Source organism: Flavobacterium tyrosinilyticum (assembly GCF_023656565.1).
GTDB classification, from domain to species: Bacteria; Bacteroidota; Bacteroidia; order Flavobacteriales; family Flavobacteriaceae; genus Flavobacterium; species Flavobacterium tyrosinilyticum.
In genome coordinates this window covers 11,857-28,890 of record NZ_JAMOKG010000005.1, presented here as the reverse complement: position 1 = coordinate 28,890, position 17,034 = coordinate 11,857, and the positions used below count along the sequence as shown (strand labels likewise).

Here is a 17,034-nt window from a genome sequence, read left to right as displayed (position 1 = left end):
CTATTTGCTGTATTTTCTTTTTCTTACAAAAGTAAATACAAGTCCGAAAACCAATAAAATTAGAATTGGAACTCCGATAGTTATGAATTGCGTAAAGGTGTAGCTTTCGTAAACTTTTTCTTTATCTAATAAAGGCAGTTCTACATCTTTACTTCTAATGTTAATAAGTCCAGTATCGTCTAAAAGATAATTGATACAATTCATAACGAAGTCTTTATTATCATATAGGTTTCCTGTTCTTTGGTCGTAACCTAACTCAACTGGCATCATGTTTTTGTCCAATTGATTTCTTGCAATGTCTCCGTCAGCAACCACAATCATTTTATTTGGTTTTCCTTGTGCTGTAAAAGAATTGTCTTTAAAAGGCAATACTCTGTTTTCAAAAGCAGAATGAAAAGAACCTTCCAATAATACCGCTAATGGTTTATTTCCTTTATTCAAATAATCCTGCGGAGTTGTTTTTTCGGTAACCATGTTCAGGTTAACCTCTACAGGAGAACCAATTGTTTTAGAGTATTGAGAAGATTGCAATAAAACGGTTTTCTTGATTCCGTTTTTCAAAGTGTCAATCGGATTTGCAAAATCGAATTTAATTCCGCCTAGATTCTTAACAATAGGATGCTGGCTCGTTGGATAAACCTGAGGAGCAAATTTCCAGATGAAATCCTGATATTGTGTAGCGCTTCCCTGTTCGCCAGTAGCCAATTTTATCGGAGTTCCTTGTTCATCTTTAATTAAATCAGGATTAATTCTAAATCCGTATTTAAAGAACATATCGTTTAGATTTAAATCTCTTGGATAGGCCAGAGTTGCGCCCATATCATTATACAAACTATCCATATCGGCAGCCACCTGGTCAATTAGCCAAAGCGTTTTTCCGCCGTTCATAATAAACTGATCCAGAACCTCTTTTTCTTCGTCAGAGAATTTTTCTGTTGGTTTAGAAATAATGGCTAAATCGTATTTTTTTAATGCATTTAAAGTCCCATTCGGATCTTTAGCAACAGAATCCAAAGTAAAAGGGCCAATGAAATAGCTTTCGCGAATCTGCATTAGCATTTTGGCAACGTGAACTTCGTTCAATTCGCCATTTCCTTTTATGATCGCAACTTTTTTCTGTTTGTCTTTTGTGATTTTATTGATAGCATCGGCAATAGAATATTCTAAATGCTGAATTGATCCGATTACTTTCTGAGTTGTAGAAGCTCCCATTATATTTTTCAATAAAGGAATATTAACTTCTTTGTTGTTGTAAACTGCAACTGCCCAAGGAAAAACCATTGCTTGAGATTGTTTTCCTTTATCGTCGACCGTAATATTTATTGGAGTTAATCCTTTTTGGAAAAGCGATTTTGTCAATTCGTCGCTTTCTTCTTCATTTTCTAACGGATCAACAAATTCAAAAACAATATTGCTGTTATAGGCTTGAAACTCTTCTAATAACTGTTTGGTTTCCTGCTGCAAACGTCTAAAATCTGCAGGAAGATCGCCAGCCATATAAATTTTTATAGAAAGCGGATTCTGAACTTGTTTTACAATCCCTAAAGAAGTTGGCGATAAGGTATAACGTTGGTCTTTTGTTAAATCAAAACGATGAAAAAAGAGTGTTCCTAGAACATTTAGAACAACTAAAATAAAAATAGTGATGCCTAATGTCTTTAAATTTTGCTTTGTAGATAGTTTCATTAGGCTTTAAAAGATTTTAATTGGTAAACAGTAAAAGACAAGAAAGCAATAGCAATGCTTAAGAAATAAATAATATCTCGAGTATCGATAACGCCACGGCTCATACTTTTAAAATGATTCTGCATTCCTAAAACCGAAATAAAATTGTTTGAACCAGGTATTAAAGTAGCCAGCCCTTCGAAACCAAAATAAAAGAAAAAGCATAGGAAAACGGCAACAATAAAAGCCACAATCTGATTTTCGGAAAGTGTAGAAGTAAAGATTCCGATTGCGGAATAAGAAGCAATTAGAAATAACAGTCCGAAGTAAGAACCAATTGTACTTCCCATATCAATATTGCCTTCTGGCGAACCTAAATCTGAAATTACTTTTACGTAAATTAAGGTTGGAATAATCGCTAAAATGATCAATAGAAATGAACCAAAAAATTTTCCATTAACGATTTCCCAGATTGATAAAGGTTTTGTCAATAACAATTCTAAAGTTCCTTGTTTTTTTTCGTCAGAGAAACTTCTCATGGTTACGGCTGGAATTAAGAAAATTAAAATCCATGGCGCCAAAGTGAAAAACGGAGTTAAATCGGCATAACCTGTATTTAGAATATTGTAATCTCCTTCAAATACCCATAAAAAGAGTCCGTTGCTGATTAAGAAAATCGCAATGACCAAGTAGCCAATAGGAGAACCAAAAAAGGATTTTATTTCTCTTAGAATTATAGACTTCATATATTTTGTTTCAAGTTTTTTCTAACCGCAAAGAACGCAAAGTTTTACGCAATGTTCGCAAAGTTTTTGCTGAAAGCTTTGCGAACTTAGCGTTTTTATAAAGCTTGTTAAGAAAAAAACTTGCGTTCTTTGCGGTTAGATATCATTTTAATTTAAACTCACCAATTTATCAACGCTCCACGCTTCTGGTTTTGCATTGAATAATTTTTTTGTAAAATCCCAAACGGTATTAAATAGTTCAGAGTTTCTGTAATTTTCTAAATCTTCTTCGGTTTCCCAATAACTGTAGGTAAAAAAGATACATTTATCGTTTTTGTCCTGATACAATTCTAAAAAACGATTTCCTTCTGCATTTCGTATTTTCTCTTTCACCGATTCAAAATTCTCTAGAAAATCAGGAATTTTTTCTTCGTGAAAACTCATTTTTACTATTCGAACAAACATGTATTCAATTTTAGATTTTAGAATTCAGATTTTAGATTTTTTTGAAAGCTAAAGTCTTACAGGTGCGCAAAAATACCAAATTTGATTGTTGTTTTAAATAAAAAATGAAATATTATAAAATCATGTTTTTCAAATTATAATCAGAACAAGTTTTTCAAATATAGCCCGTGGTTTCAACCACGGGAACACAACGTTTATAATAATGCGTCCCCGTGGTTGAAACCACGGGCTATGTTTATGATGTAATGAATAATCTGCTCAATCAGCAAAATCTGCGAGAGAATTAATCTAAAGTCTGAATTCTAAAATCTAAAATTAATTTACGAGAATTTAATCGTAATCACATCACGATAATTCAAACCAAGGAGACTATTTGCAGAACCTACTTTAGAAGGATTGCTTCTAAAAATAGCAATTTCCAGAAAACCGGCTTCATTAAAAATAGCCAGTTTTTCTCCTTCATATGTTTTAATCGGATATTTATCTGAAGTTGCAATTGCCGAATAATTGGGCAGAATGGTTTTGATGCTTTTTGGACTCATCACAATTTCGTACGGACGTCCGCGTGAAATTTCTAAGAATTGTTTTTTAGAAATATTCGTTACCACGTTTCCAAAATGATCAATGTAAATAATGTTTCCTTTTATAGAATTTCCGTCGTCGGCTACAAGAGCTTGCAATTCGGTAGCTTCTTTAATAGATGAAATCTCTTTTCCAATTACATTCAATAAGCCACCTCTAGATAGGTGAGAAGCTACTTGAATAAAAATATCCAAATCGGTAGCTTCAATCGGGAAACGATCATGGATATTAATTGCCACAATTTTCTGCGGAACTATTTTTTGCGTCAACATACTTAAGATTCCGTTATCGGCACAAATAAAATAATGATCGTTCCACTGCATAGCAATGTGCTGGTTCTCTTTATTACGCTCAATATCAACGCCAATAAGGTGAACCGTTCCTTTTGGAAAGCTCAAATAAGCGGCTCCAATAATATAACTTGCTTCGGCAGTATTAAAGGGATCAATGTCATGAGAAATGTCAATGATCTGAACTTCTGGATTTTCAGAAAGTATTTTACCCTTCAGCGACCCCACAAAGTGATCTTTCAAGCCGTAGTCTGTAGTAAGGGTAATTATTGACATAATTTTGTTTATAACTATTGATAGTATTTAAATCTAAATTTCATTAAATTTGAGAAATGCAAAGCTAATAATAGTAAACACAAATTGAAAGAAAGAAAAGACAATTTGTAATTTTTAAAGCATTTGCAAGTTACAATATTCAGTAACACGGATTTAAGTTTGTTTTGATAAAACTGAAAACCGCCACTGAATACGGTGATTAAAAAAAGACCCGACAACCACTAAATATTAAAAGGAATTTTTAATTTAAAACTACTTCATTTGAACGAAAGAATAATCGAGCTAGTAGATATTGCACCAAAAGAATTTTGGGGCGCACAGGACAGCCATTTAGAAATCATTAAAAAGTATTACCCGAAGCTTAAAATCGTAGCGCGAGGGACAACTTTAAAGGCATTTGGCGAAAAAGAAGTTTTAGACGAATTCGAAAAAAGATTTCAAAGATTAATGCTTCATTTTACACGTTACAATAATATTGACGATAATGTAATTGAGCGTGTAATTATGAGTGATGGTCAGGAAGAAAAAAGAGCTTATGATCATGATAAAATCTTAGTTCATGGTGTTGGCGGTAAGATTATCAAAGCAATGACGCCAAATCAGCAATTGCTGGTTGATACGATTAAGAAAAACGATATGGTCTTTGCTATTGGTCCTGCTGGAACCGGAAAAACATATACCGGTGTCGCTATGGCGGTTAAAATGCTAAAAGATAAAGAGGTAAAAAGGATCATTCTAACGCGTCCAGCGGTTGAAGCGGGAGAAAATCTCGGATTTCTTCCTGGGGATATGAAAGAAAAACTAGATCCTTACATGCAACCATTATATGATGCATTGCGTGACATGCTTCCGAATGAAAAATTAGAGGATTATATTTTGAAAGGAATAATTCAGATTGCGCCACTTGCGTTTATGCGTGGGCGTACGCTTGACAATGCCTTTGTAATCCTTGATGAAGCACAAAACACCACACATTCACAAATGAAAATGTTTTTAACCCGTATGGGAAAAAACGCCAAATTTATGATTACGGGTGATCCAGGACAGGTCGATTTACCAAGAAGAACTATTTCGGGTCTTAAAGAAGCTATTTTGGTTCTGAAAGACATAGAGGGTATCGGAATTATTTATTTGGATGATAAAGATATCGTTCGCCACAGATTGGTTAAAAAGGTGATTGACGCTTATAAACAAATCGAAAATCACGATTAATAATTATTGTAGTGAAACGTTAAATGTAAATCGTGAATTGTGTTTTAACATTTATTAATATTCGTTTTGTACGTTTCTAGTAAACGTGCAAAACGAATATTTTTTTTTGAAGCATATTAATATAAAAAATCAATGACGATAAGAATTTTTAGTCTTTTAATTTTGATTTGTTTTTTTTCATGTAAAAAAACAGAAATACCAGTAAATAAATTTGTTGGGGTTTGGTATGATACGGAGTATATTGTGCCAGGCAGATATTTGTTAAAGATAAATAAAGACAGCACTTTTTCTTATAAAGGAGCGGGGTGCGACTGGAGAGTAATTTCCAAAGGGAAATGGAAACTAGTAGGGGATTTTATTGAATTAAACAGCACGAGCAGCGATACATGTTATCGAATGTTTCCATATACAAGATGTATAAAATTTGGTGAAACTAGAAGAAAAGATACGTTGACTATTCCAAATTGTAATCCTAACCAAAATGCCGACTTTTTAATTTTTTCAAAAGAAAGATTCTATCTTAAAAATGATTCTTTAGTTTATGAATTTAAAGCTAGTTCTAATTGTCCAAGTTATGACACGTTAAAAAGAGTTTATGCGCGTACTGCGAAAATTAAAAAAACGTATTAAAAAATGAAACAATTAGATGATTTCTACCTAAACCAAGAAGAACCTATAAAAGAATTATTCTTGGCATTAAAAGAAATCATTCTAAAACAAGATTCAGATATTACAAATACTTTAAAATACGGAATGCCATTTTTCTGTTATAAAAAAAAGATGTTCTGCTATTTATGGATTCATAAAAAACTCAAAAAGCCTTATATAGGAATTGTAGAAGGAAAACATTTTGATGAGCCTTTTCTAATTCAGGAAAATCGTTCGAGAATGAAAATTATGATGTTTGATGTTAATGAAGATTTGCCTTTGGAGCAAATAGAAGCTATAATCCAAAAAGCAATAAATTTATATAAAACAGGAATTGTTAAGATTTAAAATGTTTAAACAGCAATATTTAATGGAATAGTTAAATAAATAATAAACTTACCTCAATTTTGGCTTTCAAAGCCTGTAATCTTTGTCTAACCGAGCTTAAAGCCATAAATTTGCACATCATCGAATTTGATAATTAATATGACAAAACTTAAAAATATAAAAGTTGTAGTAAGTGACCTTGACGGAACTTTACTCAACCCACAACACAGAATTTCAGATTACACCAAATCAATTTTTCAAGAACTTCACAATCAAGGTTATTTGATTGTTGTAGCTACAGGACGCCATCACCTTGATGCCATGGCTATTATCGAAACACTTGCAGTACCGGTTTATTTGGTAAGTTCTAACGGAGGAAGAATTCATTCGCCAGATAAAGAAGAACTTTTTGCCTTCAATTTGGACAGCGATGTAGTGAAAGCGGCATTGAATATCGAAATCGATCCAGATGTTACGGTTGTGTTATTTAAGGAAAATGTATGGCAAACCAATAAATGGAATGAAAGATTGAATTCTTTTCAAGCCGAATTAAAATACCGTCCAGAATTAGTAGATTACAAAACTATAGAGGATTTCAAAGCAATTAAAATCTTCTTTTCATGCGATAATCACGAGAAATTAGTAAAAGTGAGAGACGCTGTTTTGGCCAATTCTTCAGAGCATTTGCATCATGCTTTTAGTTTGCCAACTTGTTTAGAATTTATGGACAAATCGATAGATAAAGCGGTTGCTATTGCAAAAGTGTTAGAAAAAGAAGGATTTACTATGGAACAAGCGGTTTCGTTTGGCGATGGTTTTAACGACTTGCAAATGTTGTCAGCAACTGGAAAAGGATTGATTATGGGGAACGCTCCTTCAATTTTAAAAGATGCTTTACCAGATTTAGAAGTAATTCAAACCAATGCAGAAGACGGAGTTGCAAGATATATTGCATCTAAAATTTTAGATAAAGAATTGGCGACAACTTAATTTAGAATCATATTCAAACTAAAATCCTTAAATATTTTATTTAGGGATTTTTTTATTTCTGAATCTTAAAATTTCATGGTGTAACTCTCTGAAATAATTTTAAATTTGCATTCATAAAAAACAACACAACAAATGAGCAACACAATCACAACTACAGATTTTAATTTCCCGAATCAGAAATCAGTTTACCGCGGAAAAGTTAGAGAAGTTTATAATATTAATGATGAACTTTTAGTAATGGTGGCAACAGATAGACTTTCGGCTTTTGATGTAGTTTTGCCAAAAGGAATTCCGTATAAAGGACAGATCCTAAATCAGATTGCAACAAAATTTATGGAATTGACGCAAGATATCGTTCCAAACTGGCTGATTGCAACTCCAGATCCAAACGTTGCTGTTGGACATTTATGCGAGCCTTTTAAGGTAGAAATGGTAATTCGCGGCTATTTATCTGGTCATGCAGCTCGTGAATATGCTGCGGGTAGAAAACAAATCTGCGGTGTTACTATGGCCGAAGGTTTAAAAGAAAACGATAAATTCCCAGAACCAATCATTACACCAACTACAAAAGCAGATAATGGTTCTCATGACGAAGATATTTCTCGTGAAGATATTTTAGCAAAAGGAATTGTTTCTGAAGAAGATTATTTAGTTTTAGAAAAATATACTCGCGCTTTATTTCAAAGAGGAACTGAAATCGCTGCAAAACGCGGATTGATTTTAGTGGATACCAAATATGAGTTCGGAAAAACAAAAGACGGTATTGTTGTTTTAATTGACGAAATCCATACTCCAGATTCTTCGCGTTATTTCTACGCTGACGGATATGCTGAAAGACAGGCTAATGGAGAGGAGCAGAAACAATTATCTAAAGAATTTGTTCGTCGTTGGTTGATCGAAAATGGTTTTCAAGGTCAAGAAGGACAGCAAATTCCAAATATGACAGACGAATATATCGAATCTGTTTCTGAAAGATATATCGAATTGTTCGAGAATATTTTAGGAGAAAAATTTGTAAAAGCTGATATTGACAATATTGATCAACGTATTGAAAAAAACGTATTAGATTACCTTTCTTCAAAATAGTAATTTCGGGTTTAAACTAACGATTTAAACCATGAAATTTATAACCCAAAAAAATGCCCTGCTATTTGTATGTTTTACAGCAGGGCATTTTCTTTTTGCGCAGATTGATAAAAATGCGACAAAGGAAACTAAAAACTTATATCAGAATCTTAAAACTATTTCCGAAAAGCATATTCTTTTCGGGCATCAGCACGCGCTTGAATACGGACATGGATGGAGTAACGAGCCTAATCGTTCAGATGTAAAATCGGTTACGGGTTCGCATCCTGCCATTGTTGGGATTGATTTTAGCGATTTTTCAGGTCGTTCCAAAGACCAAATTGAAAAAACAAAAGAAGTTTTAAGAAAGAACGTAATCGATACTTATGAAAGAGGCGGAATTACAACTGTTTCTTGGCATTTTAATAATCCAGCTTCTGAAGGAGGATTTTATTGGAAAGGCGGAATTTCAGCAGCTTCCATGTCTTTGATAAAGCCTGGAGGTTCTCATCACGAGGAATACAAAGAGATTTTAAAAACTATTGCCTATTTTGCACATTCTGTTAAAGCAAAAGATGGAAAACTTTCCCCGATGATTTTCAGACCCTTTCATGAATTTGATGGCGATTGGTTTTGGTGGGGGAAAACGCATACTTCTCGAGAAGATTTTATTGCAGTTTGGCAGTTTACGGTTTCTTATTTGAAAGATACTTTAGGGGTTCATAATTTTATTTATGCTTTTTCTCCTGATAATAAATTTAATTCTGAAGCAGAATATTTAGAGCGTTATCCAGGCGATGAATTTGTTGATATGCTTGGCATGGATGATTATGGAGATTTTGGAAGAGATGGCAAATACGATCTAGATGCTGGATTAAGAAAACTTAAAATATTTTCTGATTTGGCTATAAAAAAGAAAAAATTAGCTGCATTTACAGAAACTGGACTAGAGTCAATTCCTAATAGAAATTGGTGGACAGAAGTTTTACTTAAGACTTTAAAATCAGATAATCTGCAATTGGCTTATGTTTTAGTCTGGCGAAATGATGTTACAAGTCCAACTCATTATTATGCGCCTTTTCCGGGACAAGTAAGCGAAAAAGACTTTATAAAATTCTATGATGATCCTTTTACTTTATTTGAAAAGGATTTGAAGAACATTTACAGCAAAAAATTTAAGATATAGTGTATTCTTCTACAAATTAAGAACGCAATTTAGGTCAAACTAAATTGCATTTTTTTATTTTTTTGAAGTAATCATGCAACCTTCTCGAGTTTTAAGTCGTCTAACTAGTAAATCATCATCATCATCAATCATTTAACAAACAATCATCATGAAAAAATCAGTAGTTATTTTAGGATTATTTTTCCTTTTTGGAAATGTTTCAATTGCATCAAATTCGGCATTTGCAGCTAAAAATCAAGTAGAATTTTCAGTTTATGGAAAATCTCCGTTGCATCTCGCCATTAGCAAAGGCGATATAGAGGCCGTTAAGAAGTTCGTTTTGTATGGCACCAATGTAAATAAAATGGAGAATAATATGACGCCATTAATGGTTGCAGCAAGATTTAACCATTGTGACATTATTAAATTATTACTTGCGAATGGAGCAGATTCCTCAATCGAAAATTCACAAGGTTTAACCGCTTTGCATTATGCAGAGTACGCAAAATCAGCAGATTCGATTACTATTTTGAAGACGCTAAAAGAGAATCGTAAGAATAAATAATAAATAGAAAAAGAAAAGTGCAATTCAAAAAAAACGGAATTGCACTTTTTATTTTAGAATGATATAATGTTATTCCATTTTCTCTTTTAAATTTTCTAGACCTTTTTGCAGATCGTTTCCAATCATTTGATCCATTTTTAGCATCGGAAGCATAATATTTGTTGGATAAGGAATTACACCGCTGATTCCCCATTTTACTTTTGTCTGATTTTCCGAAACAGGGTCGGTAGACATATATCCAACTGCAATATCTTCCATAGGTTTTTTAAAACGAAGAGCAAAATCCACACGTCTATTTTCTGTTATTTTCGTGATCTCTTGTTCGCCAACTCCAACTTCTTTTACATTGCTTTCCCAAAAAGATACAGCGCCTACTGCGCCATCAGTACCTTTATAAGTAATCCTTATTTTTGGATCCCTATTGGCCCAAACACTAAACTCATTTTGGTTTTTTAATGATCTGACATATTTAAAAATGCTATCAGCAGGTTTGTTGATCGTAATTTCTCTTTCAACCGAATATTCCTTGGGCATAAAATAAGCAACAATTAAAACAATCGAAATAAATAAAATTAAAATGACTAGTAATCTTTTAATGAAGATCATGGTTTTTTGTTTTTAAGGTTAGTGTTTTTTGGATAGATTTTTTTTTTGCTAGACAAAGATCTATAGGGTTTTTAGATTAAAATGTTATCTCTTTGATTTTTAATTCTATAGTAAATTTAAAAAATTATTTGAGAGTTTGAAATGAGGGTGGTTGCAAAAAAGATTAAAAATAAATAAGATTTATTGTAACATTTTCTTTTTTATGTAGTCTATTATAGTAAAACCATTAATTTGGTAACGTTTGGGTTCTTTAATTATCGTATTATTAAGTAACTGTTAAGAATTGGTTAAAACATGGTACTTTGTAATACACAATACGATAAAATGAATTACTTTTACATCAGAAATTAAAAATCATCAATAATCAATTAATAAACAATCAATCATTATGAAAAAATCAGTTATTTATTTAGGACTAGCCTTAGTAGCATTTGGAAATGTAGCAATGGCTTCAAACGGAGTTTCAACTGTTAAAAATCCAATTGAACGTACAGGTTATACAGCAAACCCTTTAAATGTTGCTATTAGCAAAGGTGATATTGAAACAGTTAAGAAATTTATTGAGTACGGAGCAGATGTAAATTTAATCTCAGAAGATCTTACTCCATTAATGACAGCAGCACGTTATAATAAATTTGAAATCATTAAAGTTTTATTGGCAAATGGCGCAAAAGCTAGTGCAAAAAATGAAAATGGTTTTACTGCATTGAAATATGCAGAATTATCAAATGCTTCAGAATCTATTGCAATTTTGAAAGATTTGAAATAACAGTATAAAAAGTTTTGAGTTAGTAGAAAAAAAGACCTTTGTGAGCAGAAGGTCTTTTTTTTGTTTTAGAATGAACTCTAAAATAAAAAAGCATCATTATGAAAATGATGCTTCTTCTTTTTTAAATCCCAACAAATTGATTTAAAAACTAAATATTTTGATTGCTATTCTATTGGTACATCTTTTTTTCTATTGAATACCCAGAATAAAATTGGGAATACTAATAAAGTTAAGACTGTAGCGGTCATTAAGCCACCGATAATGACAATAGCAAGTGGTTTTTGAGATTCTGAACCAATTCCTGTCGAAATTGCAGCAGGCATAAGACCTATAGAAGCCATTAAGGCAGTCATAACTACAGCTCTTGTTCTAGCTTTTACCCCTCTAAAAATGGATTCTTCGAGCGAGAATTTTGCTTTCAGATTATGATGGAATTCAGAGATCAAAATAACTCCATTTTGAATACAAATTCCCAAAAGAGCAATAAATCCAACTCCAGCAGAAATTCCGAAATTCATTCCTGTAATATGAAGCGCAATGATTCCGCCAATAATGGCAAATGGAACGTTGGCAAGAACAAGAAGAGAATCCTTAAAGTTTCCAAACAAAATAAATAAAAGAACAAAAATTCCAATTAAGCTGATGGGCACAACTTGTGCTAAACGAGCACTAGCGCGAACTTGATTTTCAAATTCTCCTGTCCAGCCTGTTGTGTAACCAGCAGGAAGTTTCAATTTATTTACTTTTGATTGTGCTTCAGCAATGGTACTTCCTAAATCTCGATCACGAACCGAGAATTTTACTCCAATAAAACGCTTGGTATTATCTCTGTAAATAAACGCAGGACCTGTAATGGTTTTAATATCACAGATTTCTTTTAAAGGAATTTTGATTCCGCTGATGGTTGGAACTTTAATTTCTTCCAAATCTTTTTCATCTTTTCTATATTCTTTTGAAAAACGAACACGAACATCAAATTTTTTCTCATCTTCGTATTTTTCAGTTGCTGTTTTTCCTCCAAAAGCTAATTCTAAAACCGCTTGAGCATCACTTAAAGTTACTCCGTAAGCAGCCATTTTTTCTCTATCAAGAATAACGCTTATTTCTGGCTGACCAACATTTCTCAAAATACCTGCATCTTTAATACCTGGAATGTTTTTAATCTGTGCCAAAACTTCATTTGCGAGCTGATCCAATTTATTCAAATCATCGCCATAAATCTTAACCGCATTTGACGCTTTAAATCCAGCTACCGATTCGGCAACGTTATCAATTACAGGTTGCGAGTAATTATAGGTTATCCCTTGGTGGACTTTTAGTTTTTCATCCATTGCATTAATCAAATCATCCATAGAGATTTTACGTTTCCATTCTTTTTGCGGAATTAAGTCTACTTGCAGCTGAATAAATCCAAAACCATTAGGATCGGTTCCGTCATTGCTTCGTCCAGTTTGCGATAATACCTTTTTTACCTCTGGAAAACTTTCCAAGTCTTTTCTGATTATTGCCGCCGTTTTGACACTTTCGGGAAGAGAAGTACTCATTGGTAATTCGGCGGTAACCCATAATGCACCCTCATTTAATTGAGGCAAAAATTCTGTTCCTAAAAAACCTGCAGAAAAGAAAACAGCTGCTAATAATCCTGTTGAAGCAATTAAGGTTTGAACTTTATGCTTAAATGTCCATGCAAAACCTTTAGAAACAATTCGATCCCAAAAATTAACAAACGGATTGTGTTTTTCTTTTACATTTTTATTCAATAAAATATGCGAAAGAACAGGTACAAGAGTTAATGTGAATATAAGGGCTCCCAACAATGCAAAACCTAATGTAAAGGCGAGGGGAGAGAACATTTTTCCTTCTACTTTCTGGAACGAGAAGATAGGAAGCAAAGCTGTGATAATGATTAGCTTTGAAAAGAAAATGGCTTTACCCATTTCAGTTCCTGTTCTTTTGATCAAGCTTCCTTTGGCAATTTTATTAAATTTCTCCATTCCCAATTGATGCGCTCGATGATCTAAAACTACAAACAAGCCTTCGACCATTACAACGGCTCCATCAATGATAATTCCGAAATCGACAGCACCTAAACTTAATAAGTTGGCGCTCATTCCCATCATTTTAAGACACAAAAAAGCAAATAATAAAGAAAGCGGAATTACGATCGAAACTGTAAAAGTAGTTCTCCAGTCTGCCATAAATAAGAATACCACGACAGTAACCAGAATAATACCTTCAAATAAGTTGTGCATTACCGTTTCGGTCGTAAAATTCATTAGATTATCACGATCGTAGAAAGTTTCAATTTTAATGTCTTTTGGCAAAACATTATCGTTGAGATCTTTGATTTTTGCTTTTATAAGGGCAAGTGTTTCTTGAGGGTTTTCACCTTTTCTCATTACTACAATTCCTTCAACGGCATCGTCATTATCTCCAAGGCCTGTTTGACCAACTCTTGGCATGGAACTTTCGTAAACTTCTGCTAGATTTTTAACCAAAATAGGATTTCCACCAGCATCATCAACAATAATATTTCCAATATCTGCCTTTGATTTTAATAAACCAACACCGCGAACAACAAAAGCTTGTCCGTTTTTCTCAATAACATCACCTCCCACGTTTAAGTTTCCTGCATTTACTGCATTATAAACCTGTAGTGGTGTAATATTATATTTGGCTAGTTTAATTGGATCAACTCCAACTTCGTATGTTTTAGTTTGTCCACCAAATACATTTAGATCGGCAACGCCAGGAAGAGAACGAAGCTGTTTATCGATTACCCAGTTTTGGTAAGTCAACAATTCTCTACTATCTCTACTGTTGCTTTTTACGATATATCTGAAAATTTCTCCTGTTGGGCCATAAGGAGGCTGTACGTCTGGTTCTACATCATCTGGAAGTGAAACATTCTTTAATAAATTGTTTACTTGAAAACGGGCAAAAGTATCGTCTACACCATCGTCAAAAATAATTTTTATAACCGATAAGCCAAACATTGTAATGCTTCGAACGCTTGTTTTCTTTTGAACAGAGTTCATCGCAATTTCAATTGGAGAGGTTACAAAACGCTCTACCTCTTCAGCACTTTTTCCGTTCCATTGCGTGATGATGATAATCTGTGTATTGGTAACATCTGGGAAAGCATCGATAGGCATATTTTTGAATGAAATAAATCCAGCAACAGCCAATAATCCTACCCAAAAGAAGGTGAATGCTTTATTCTTTAAAGAGAAAGCAATAATGTTTTTTATGAATTTGTTCATGTCCTAGTTGTTTAAAGCACCATAAATAAATAGCTGATTGTTTGTGATTACTTTTTCATTCTCTTTTAATCCGCTTGAAATGTAAGTAGTATCACCAACAACTCTGTAAACTTCTACTTGTCTTGTTTCTATATTATTACGGTCTTTAAATACCACAACAAAGTTTTTACTTTTATCAAAAACAATTGCCTTACTCGGCACGGCTATCATAGATTGATTTTCGTTGAAAGACAACTTAATATTAGCATTCATATCTGGCTTAAGCATATAATCTGGATTGCTTAGTTTGATTCTAGCCTGCATTGCTTTAGTTTCTGGATCAATTACGTTGTAGATTTTGTCAACTTTTCCTTGAAATATTCTATCTGGGTAGCTTAAAGTAGTTACGGCAGCAGAAGTTCCTAATTTTACTTTATTGATGTCAATTTCATTAATATTGGCCATTGCCCAAACTTCACTAATTTCTGCAATATCAAATATGTTTTCAGAACGGTCGTTACGCAAAAGCATATCTTGATTAATGCTTTTTTGAATAATAAAACCACTTATAGGAGCTGTTACTTCGTAAATAGATCCCGCTTTGATATTGTAAATTTTATACGTTTCTTGAATCTTGCTTAATTGCGACTGCGCTTTGTTTACTTCAGATTTTGCTTGGAGAACATCGCTTTCAGAATTTAATTTACCATCAAACAATTCTTGAGCAACTTTTAAATTATTTTTAGCAACAAGCAAATCACTTTTAGCATCTATAGATTGTTTTTCAAAATCGGCTACATCGGTACTTTTTATAGTTGCCAGAACTTGTCCTTTTTTTACATAATCACCAAGTTCAACATTTACCTTCATAACATTTCCACCAACTAGTGGGTAGACATCAATCATTTTATTGTTGTCAGCAGTAATTTTTCCGTAAAAACTAAGTTCGTTTTTTAAAGGCTGAGTTTTAGCTTCGGCTGTTGTAGTGGTTTTTAGCATAGTATTACTTAAAACAAAAGACGTATTTGTTTCAGGATTCTCTACTTGTTTTTTGCAGGCTGTTAGGGATAGACTTGCAATTGCGATTCCTATGAATAATGTATGTTTCATTTCTTTACTGTTTTAAAATAAATCTTTGTTAATGGTACTATTTAATTCTTCGCCGGCTATTACTACTTTTTTCTTTAATTCGTTTAACTGAATTATTGCCTGATTGTAGCTTTCCATAAAATCGGTAAATTCTAAAAGGCTTACATTTCGTTTCTGAAAATTGGTTAGCATTCCATTGTAAACGGCTTCAAAGTCTGAGTTTACAGTTGGCTTAATGACACTGTAGTTTTGCCTAGATTCATCCCATTTTGTCCAAGCTGAAGTAATTTCAGTTTGAAGTTGTAGCTCAAAATTCTGTTTTTCAACTTTAGATTGTTCTAAGATAGTTTGGGCGTATTTAATGTTTCCTTTGTTCTTATTCCATAACGGCAACGGAATCCCAACACTAACATTGGCTTCGTTGTTGAAGGCTCCGCTTCGCTGATCATAATTGGCTCCTAGAGTAAGATCTGGAATCGCAAGTGATTTCTGCCATTTCACATTCAATTCATTAGCTTCAATCTCTTTTTGTTTTGCTAAATAATCAGGTCGATTTGCAATGGCTTGTTCTTCAAAGCTTTTAAGGTCAAAAGCAATAACTTTTAAATATTTATTCGAATCATCTTTGCTAACAGAAGGAATTACATTTTCAGTTTCATTCAACAGCAGTTTCAAATTAGCTTGTTCATCTATATTGTTGTTTATTACTTCCAATCGTTCATTTTTGAAGTTGAGATACAACGATTGCAAACGAACAACATCCTTTAAAGGAATATTCCCTTTTTGAGCTTGAACTGAATAAGAATTGATCAAATTTTCGATATGAGCTAACTGTTTATCCGTGTTTTCAAGGTTTTTGGTATTGTAATAAACGGTGTAAAAGCTTTTACGCAACTGTAGTTTTAAAGTGCGAAGTAAATCATTGAATGAAAGTTCTGCCAATTGCGCATTGGTTTGCGCAAGTTTGATTTCATTACGCTTTTTACCGCCAAGATAAATAAGTTGCTCAATGCCAAATACTTTTTGCCCCTCTTTGCCTATGTCAAAAAACTTATCTCTTTCGGGGTTGTACGCATTCAGTTCGGCTGTTATTACAGGGTTTTCCCAAATGCGCGCCTGAATGGCTAGAGCTTTTGAAGCATCGATGTTATATTGCGATGCCAGCAAGAATAAATTCTTTTTTAAAAATTGGCTTTCACAGTCCTGAAGAGTGACTGTTTTTTGCGCTATTGCAGTCTGATTCAAAACTGCAAATAACAGCAATGCGAATAACTTTTTCATTGTATTGATTTTGAGTTATACAAATATGCTATCAACAGGCTTTAGGGGAGCTTAAAATCTACCTTAAAAATA

16 protein-coding genes are annotated in these 17,034 nt (G+C 33.1%); 8 read left to right on the top strand and 8 right to left on the bottom strand.

The genetic code is table 11. From position 1 onward, the window contains the following. From gldG to NCC77_RS22380, 4 genes are all read right to left on the bottom strand, one after another. Positions 1-1,686, bottom strand: a complete 1,686-nt coding sequence (gene gldG, locus NCC77_RS22395) for a gliding motility-associated ABC transporter substrate-binding protein GldG (protein ID WP_250837546.1) — start codon at positions 1,684-1,686, stop codon at positions 1-3. Beyond that, positions 1,686-2,411 carry a gliding motility-associated ABC transporter permease subunit GldF gene (gldF, locus tag NCC77_RS22390; RefSeq protein ID WP_095930017.1) on the bottom strand — a complete coding sequence of 242 codons (726 nt, stop codon included), beginning with the start codon at positions 2,409-2,411 and terminating at the stop codon, positions 1,686-1,688. The genes gldG and gldF overlap by 1 nt, the downstream gene beginning before the upstream one ends. Positions 2,412-2,558: 147 nt before the next feature. Next, positions 2,559-2,855, bottom strand: coding sequence for a putative quinol monooxygenase (locus NCC77_RS22385; RefSeq protein WP_095930016.1), 297 nt, complete (start codon positions 2,853-2,855; stop codon positions 2,559-2,561). A 320-nt stretch (positions 2,856-3,175) separates the two neighbouring features. Then, positions 3,176-4,003, bottom strand: coding sequence for an SAM hydrolase/SAM-dependent halogenase family protein (locus tag NCC77_RS22380; RefSeq protein WP_095930015.1), 828 nt, complete (start codon positions 4,001-4,003; stop codon positions 3,176-3,178). Positions 4,004-4,264: 261 nt separating this feature from the next. On the opposite strand from NCC77_RS22380, the gene NCC77_RS22375 reads away from it, so the two are divergent. The 7 genes from NCC77_RS22375 (at position 4,265) to NCC77_RS22345 (ending at position 9,975) form a co-directional block, all read left to right on the top strand. Next, positions 4,265-5,215, top strand: a complete 951-nt coding sequence (locus NCC77_RS22375; protein ID WP_144212431.1) for a PhoH family protein — start codon at positions 4,265-4,267, stop codon at positions 5,213-5,215. Between the two features lie 132 nt (positions 5,216-5,347). Next, positions 5,348-5,845 carry a hypothetical protein gene (locus NCC77_RS22370; protein ID WP_250837545.1) on the top strand — a complete coding sequence of 166 codons (498 nt, stop codon included), beginning with the start codon at positions 5,348-5,350 and terminating at the stop codon, positions 5,843-5,845. Between the two features lie 3 nt (positions 5,846-5,848). Further along, positions 5,849-6,211: a DUF1801 domain-containing protein gene (locus NCC77_RS22365; RefSeq protein WP_250837544.1), complete on the top strand. Its 363-nt coding sequence runs from the start codon at positions 5,849-5,851 to the stop codon at positions 6,209-6,211. 138 nt (positions 6,212-6,349) lie between these two features. Next, positions 6,350-7,180, top strand: coding sequence for a Cof-type HAD-IIB family hydrolase (locus NCC77_RS22360; RefSeq protein ID WP_250837543.1), 831 nt, complete (start codon positions 6,350-6,352; stop codon positions 7,178-7,180). Between the two features lie 132 nt (positions 7,181-7,312). Next, the gene (locus NCC77_RS22355; protein ID WP_250837542.1) at positions 7,313-8,266 is read left to right on the top strand and encodes a phosphoribosylaminoimidazolesuccinocarboxamide synthase; all 954 of its coding nucleotides are present in this window, start codon (positions 7,313-7,315) and stop codon (positions 8,264-8,266) included. A 31-nt stretch (positions 8,267-8,297) separates the two neighbouring features. Next, positions 8,298-9,431, top strand: a complete 1,134-nt coding sequence (locus NCC77_RS22350) for a glycoside hydrolase family 26 protein (protein WP_250837541.1) — start codon at positions 8,298-8,300, stop codon at positions 9,429-9,431. Positions 9,432-9,579: 148 nt separating this feature from the next. Continuing rightward, entirely contained in the window at positions 9,580-9,975 is a 396-nt protein-coding gene (locus tag NCC77_RS22345; protein ID WP_250837540.1) for an ankyrin repeat domain-containing protein, read from the top strand. A gap of 69 nt (positions 9,976-10,044) precedes the next feature. Here the strand turns inward: NCC77_RS22345 and NCC77_RS22340 are convergent, their stop codons facing one another. Further along, positions 10,045-10,581, bottom strand: coding sequence for an SRPBCC family protein (locus NCC77_RS22340; protein ID WP_250837539.1), 537 nt, complete (start codon positions 10,579-10,581; stop codon positions 10,045-10,047). Between the two features lie 388 nt (positions 10,582-10,969). Between NCC77_RS22340 and NCC77_RS22335 the strand changes: the two genes are divergently transcribed. Then, on the top strand, positions 10,970-11,350 hold the full coding sequence (locus NCC77_RS22335; protein ID WP_250837538.1) for an ankyrin repeat domain-containing protein: 381 nt from the start codon (positions 10,970-10,972) through the stop codon (positions 11,348-11,350). A 164-nt stretch (positions 11,351-11,514) separates the two neighbouring features. On the opposite strand, the gene NCC77_RS22330 is transcribed toward NCC77_RS22335, so the two are convergent. The 3 genes from NCC77_RS22330 to NCC77_RS22320 are packed head-to-tail and all read right to left on the bottom strand — an operon-like array spanning position 11,515 to position 16,962. Beyond that, a complete protein-coding gene (locus NCC77_RS22330) occupies positions 11,515-14,613 on the bottom strand; it encodes an efflux RND transporter permease subunit (RefSeq protein WP_250837537.1) in 3,099 nt (1,032 codons plus the stop codon). 3 nt (positions 14,614-14,616) lie between these two features. Beyond that, positions 14,617-15,702, bottom strand: coding sequence for an efflux RND transporter periplasmic adaptor subunit (locus NCC77_RS22325; RefSeq protein WP_250837536.1), 1,086 nt, complete (start codon positions 15,700-15,702; stop codon positions 14,617-14,619). Between the two features lie 12 nt (positions 15,703-15,714). After that, on the bottom strand, positions 15,715-16,962 hold the full coding sequence (locus NCC77_RS22320) for a TolC family protein (protein WP_095930002.1): 1,248 nt from the start codon (positions 16,960-16,962) through the stop codon (positions 15,715-15,717). Between the last annotated feature and the right edge of the window lie 72 nt (positions 16,963-17,034).

What these genes read in the sequence shown, in the direction of transcription:
- gldG (WP_250837546.1), bottom strand. Translation starts at nt 1,686, where the DNA reads ATGAAACTATCTACAAAGCAAAATTTAAAGACATTAGGCATCACTATT.
- gldF (WP_095930017.1), bottom strand. Translation starts at nt 2,411, where the DNA reads ATGAAGTCTATAATTCTAAGAGAAATAAAATCCTTTTTTGGTTCTCCT.
- NCC77_RS22385 (WP_095930016.1), bottom strand. Translation starts at nt 2,855, where the DNA reads ATGTTTGTTCGAATAGTAAAAATGAGTTTTCACGAAGAAAAAATTCCT.
- NCC77_RS22380 (WP_095930015.1), bottom strand. Translation starts at nt 4,003, where the DNA reads ATGTCAATAATTACCCTTACTACAGACTACGGCTTGAAAGATCACTTT.
- NCC77_RS22370 (WP_250837545.1), top strand. Translation starts at nt 5,348, where the DNA reads ATGACGATAAGAATTTTTAGTCTTTTAATTTTGATTTGTTTTTTTTCA.
- NCC77_RS22365 (WP_250837544.1), top strand. Translation starts at nt 5,849, where the DNA reads ATGAAACAATTAGATGATTTCTACCTAAACCAAGAAGAACCTATAAAA.
- NCC77_RS22360 (WP_250837543.1), top strand. Translation starts at nt 6,350, where the DNA reads ATGACAAAACTTAAAAATATAAAAGTTGTAGTAAGTGACCTTGACGGA.
- NCC77_RS22355 (WP_250837542.1), top strand. Translation starts at nt 7,313, where the DNA reads ATGAGCAACACAATCACAACTACAGATTTTAATTTCCCGAATCAGAAA.
- NCC77_RS22350 (WP_250837541.1), top strand. Translation starts at nt 8,298, where the DNA reads ATGAAATTTATAACCCAAAAAAATGCCCTGCTATTTGTATGTTTTACA.
- NCC77_RS22345 (WP_250837540.1), top strand. Translation starts at nt 9,580, where the DNA reads ATGAAAAAATCAGTAGTTATTTTAGGATTATTTTTCCTTTTTGGAAAT.
- NCC77_RS22340 (WP_250837539.1), bottom strand. Translation starts at nt 10,581, where the DNA reads ATGATCTTCATTAAAAGATTACTAGTCATTTTAATTTTATTTATTTCG.
- NCC77_RS22335 (WP_250837538.1), top strand. Translation starts at nt 10,970, where the DNA reads ATGAAAAAATCAGTTATTTATTTAGGACTAGCCTTAGTAGCATTTGGA.
- NCC77_RS22330 (WP_250837537.1), bottom strand. Translation starts at nt 14,613, where the DNA reads ATGAACAAATTCATAAAAAACATTATTGCTTTCTCTTTAAAGAATAAA.
- NCC77_RS22325 (WP_250837536.1), bottom strand. Translation starts at nt 15,702, where the DNA reads ATGAAACATACATTATTCATAGGAATCGCAATTGCAAGTCTATCCCTA.
- NCC77_RS22320 (WP_095930002.1), bottom strand. Translation starts at nt 16,962, where the DNA reads ATGAAAAAGTTATTCGCATTGCTGTTATTTGCAGTTTTGAATCAGACT.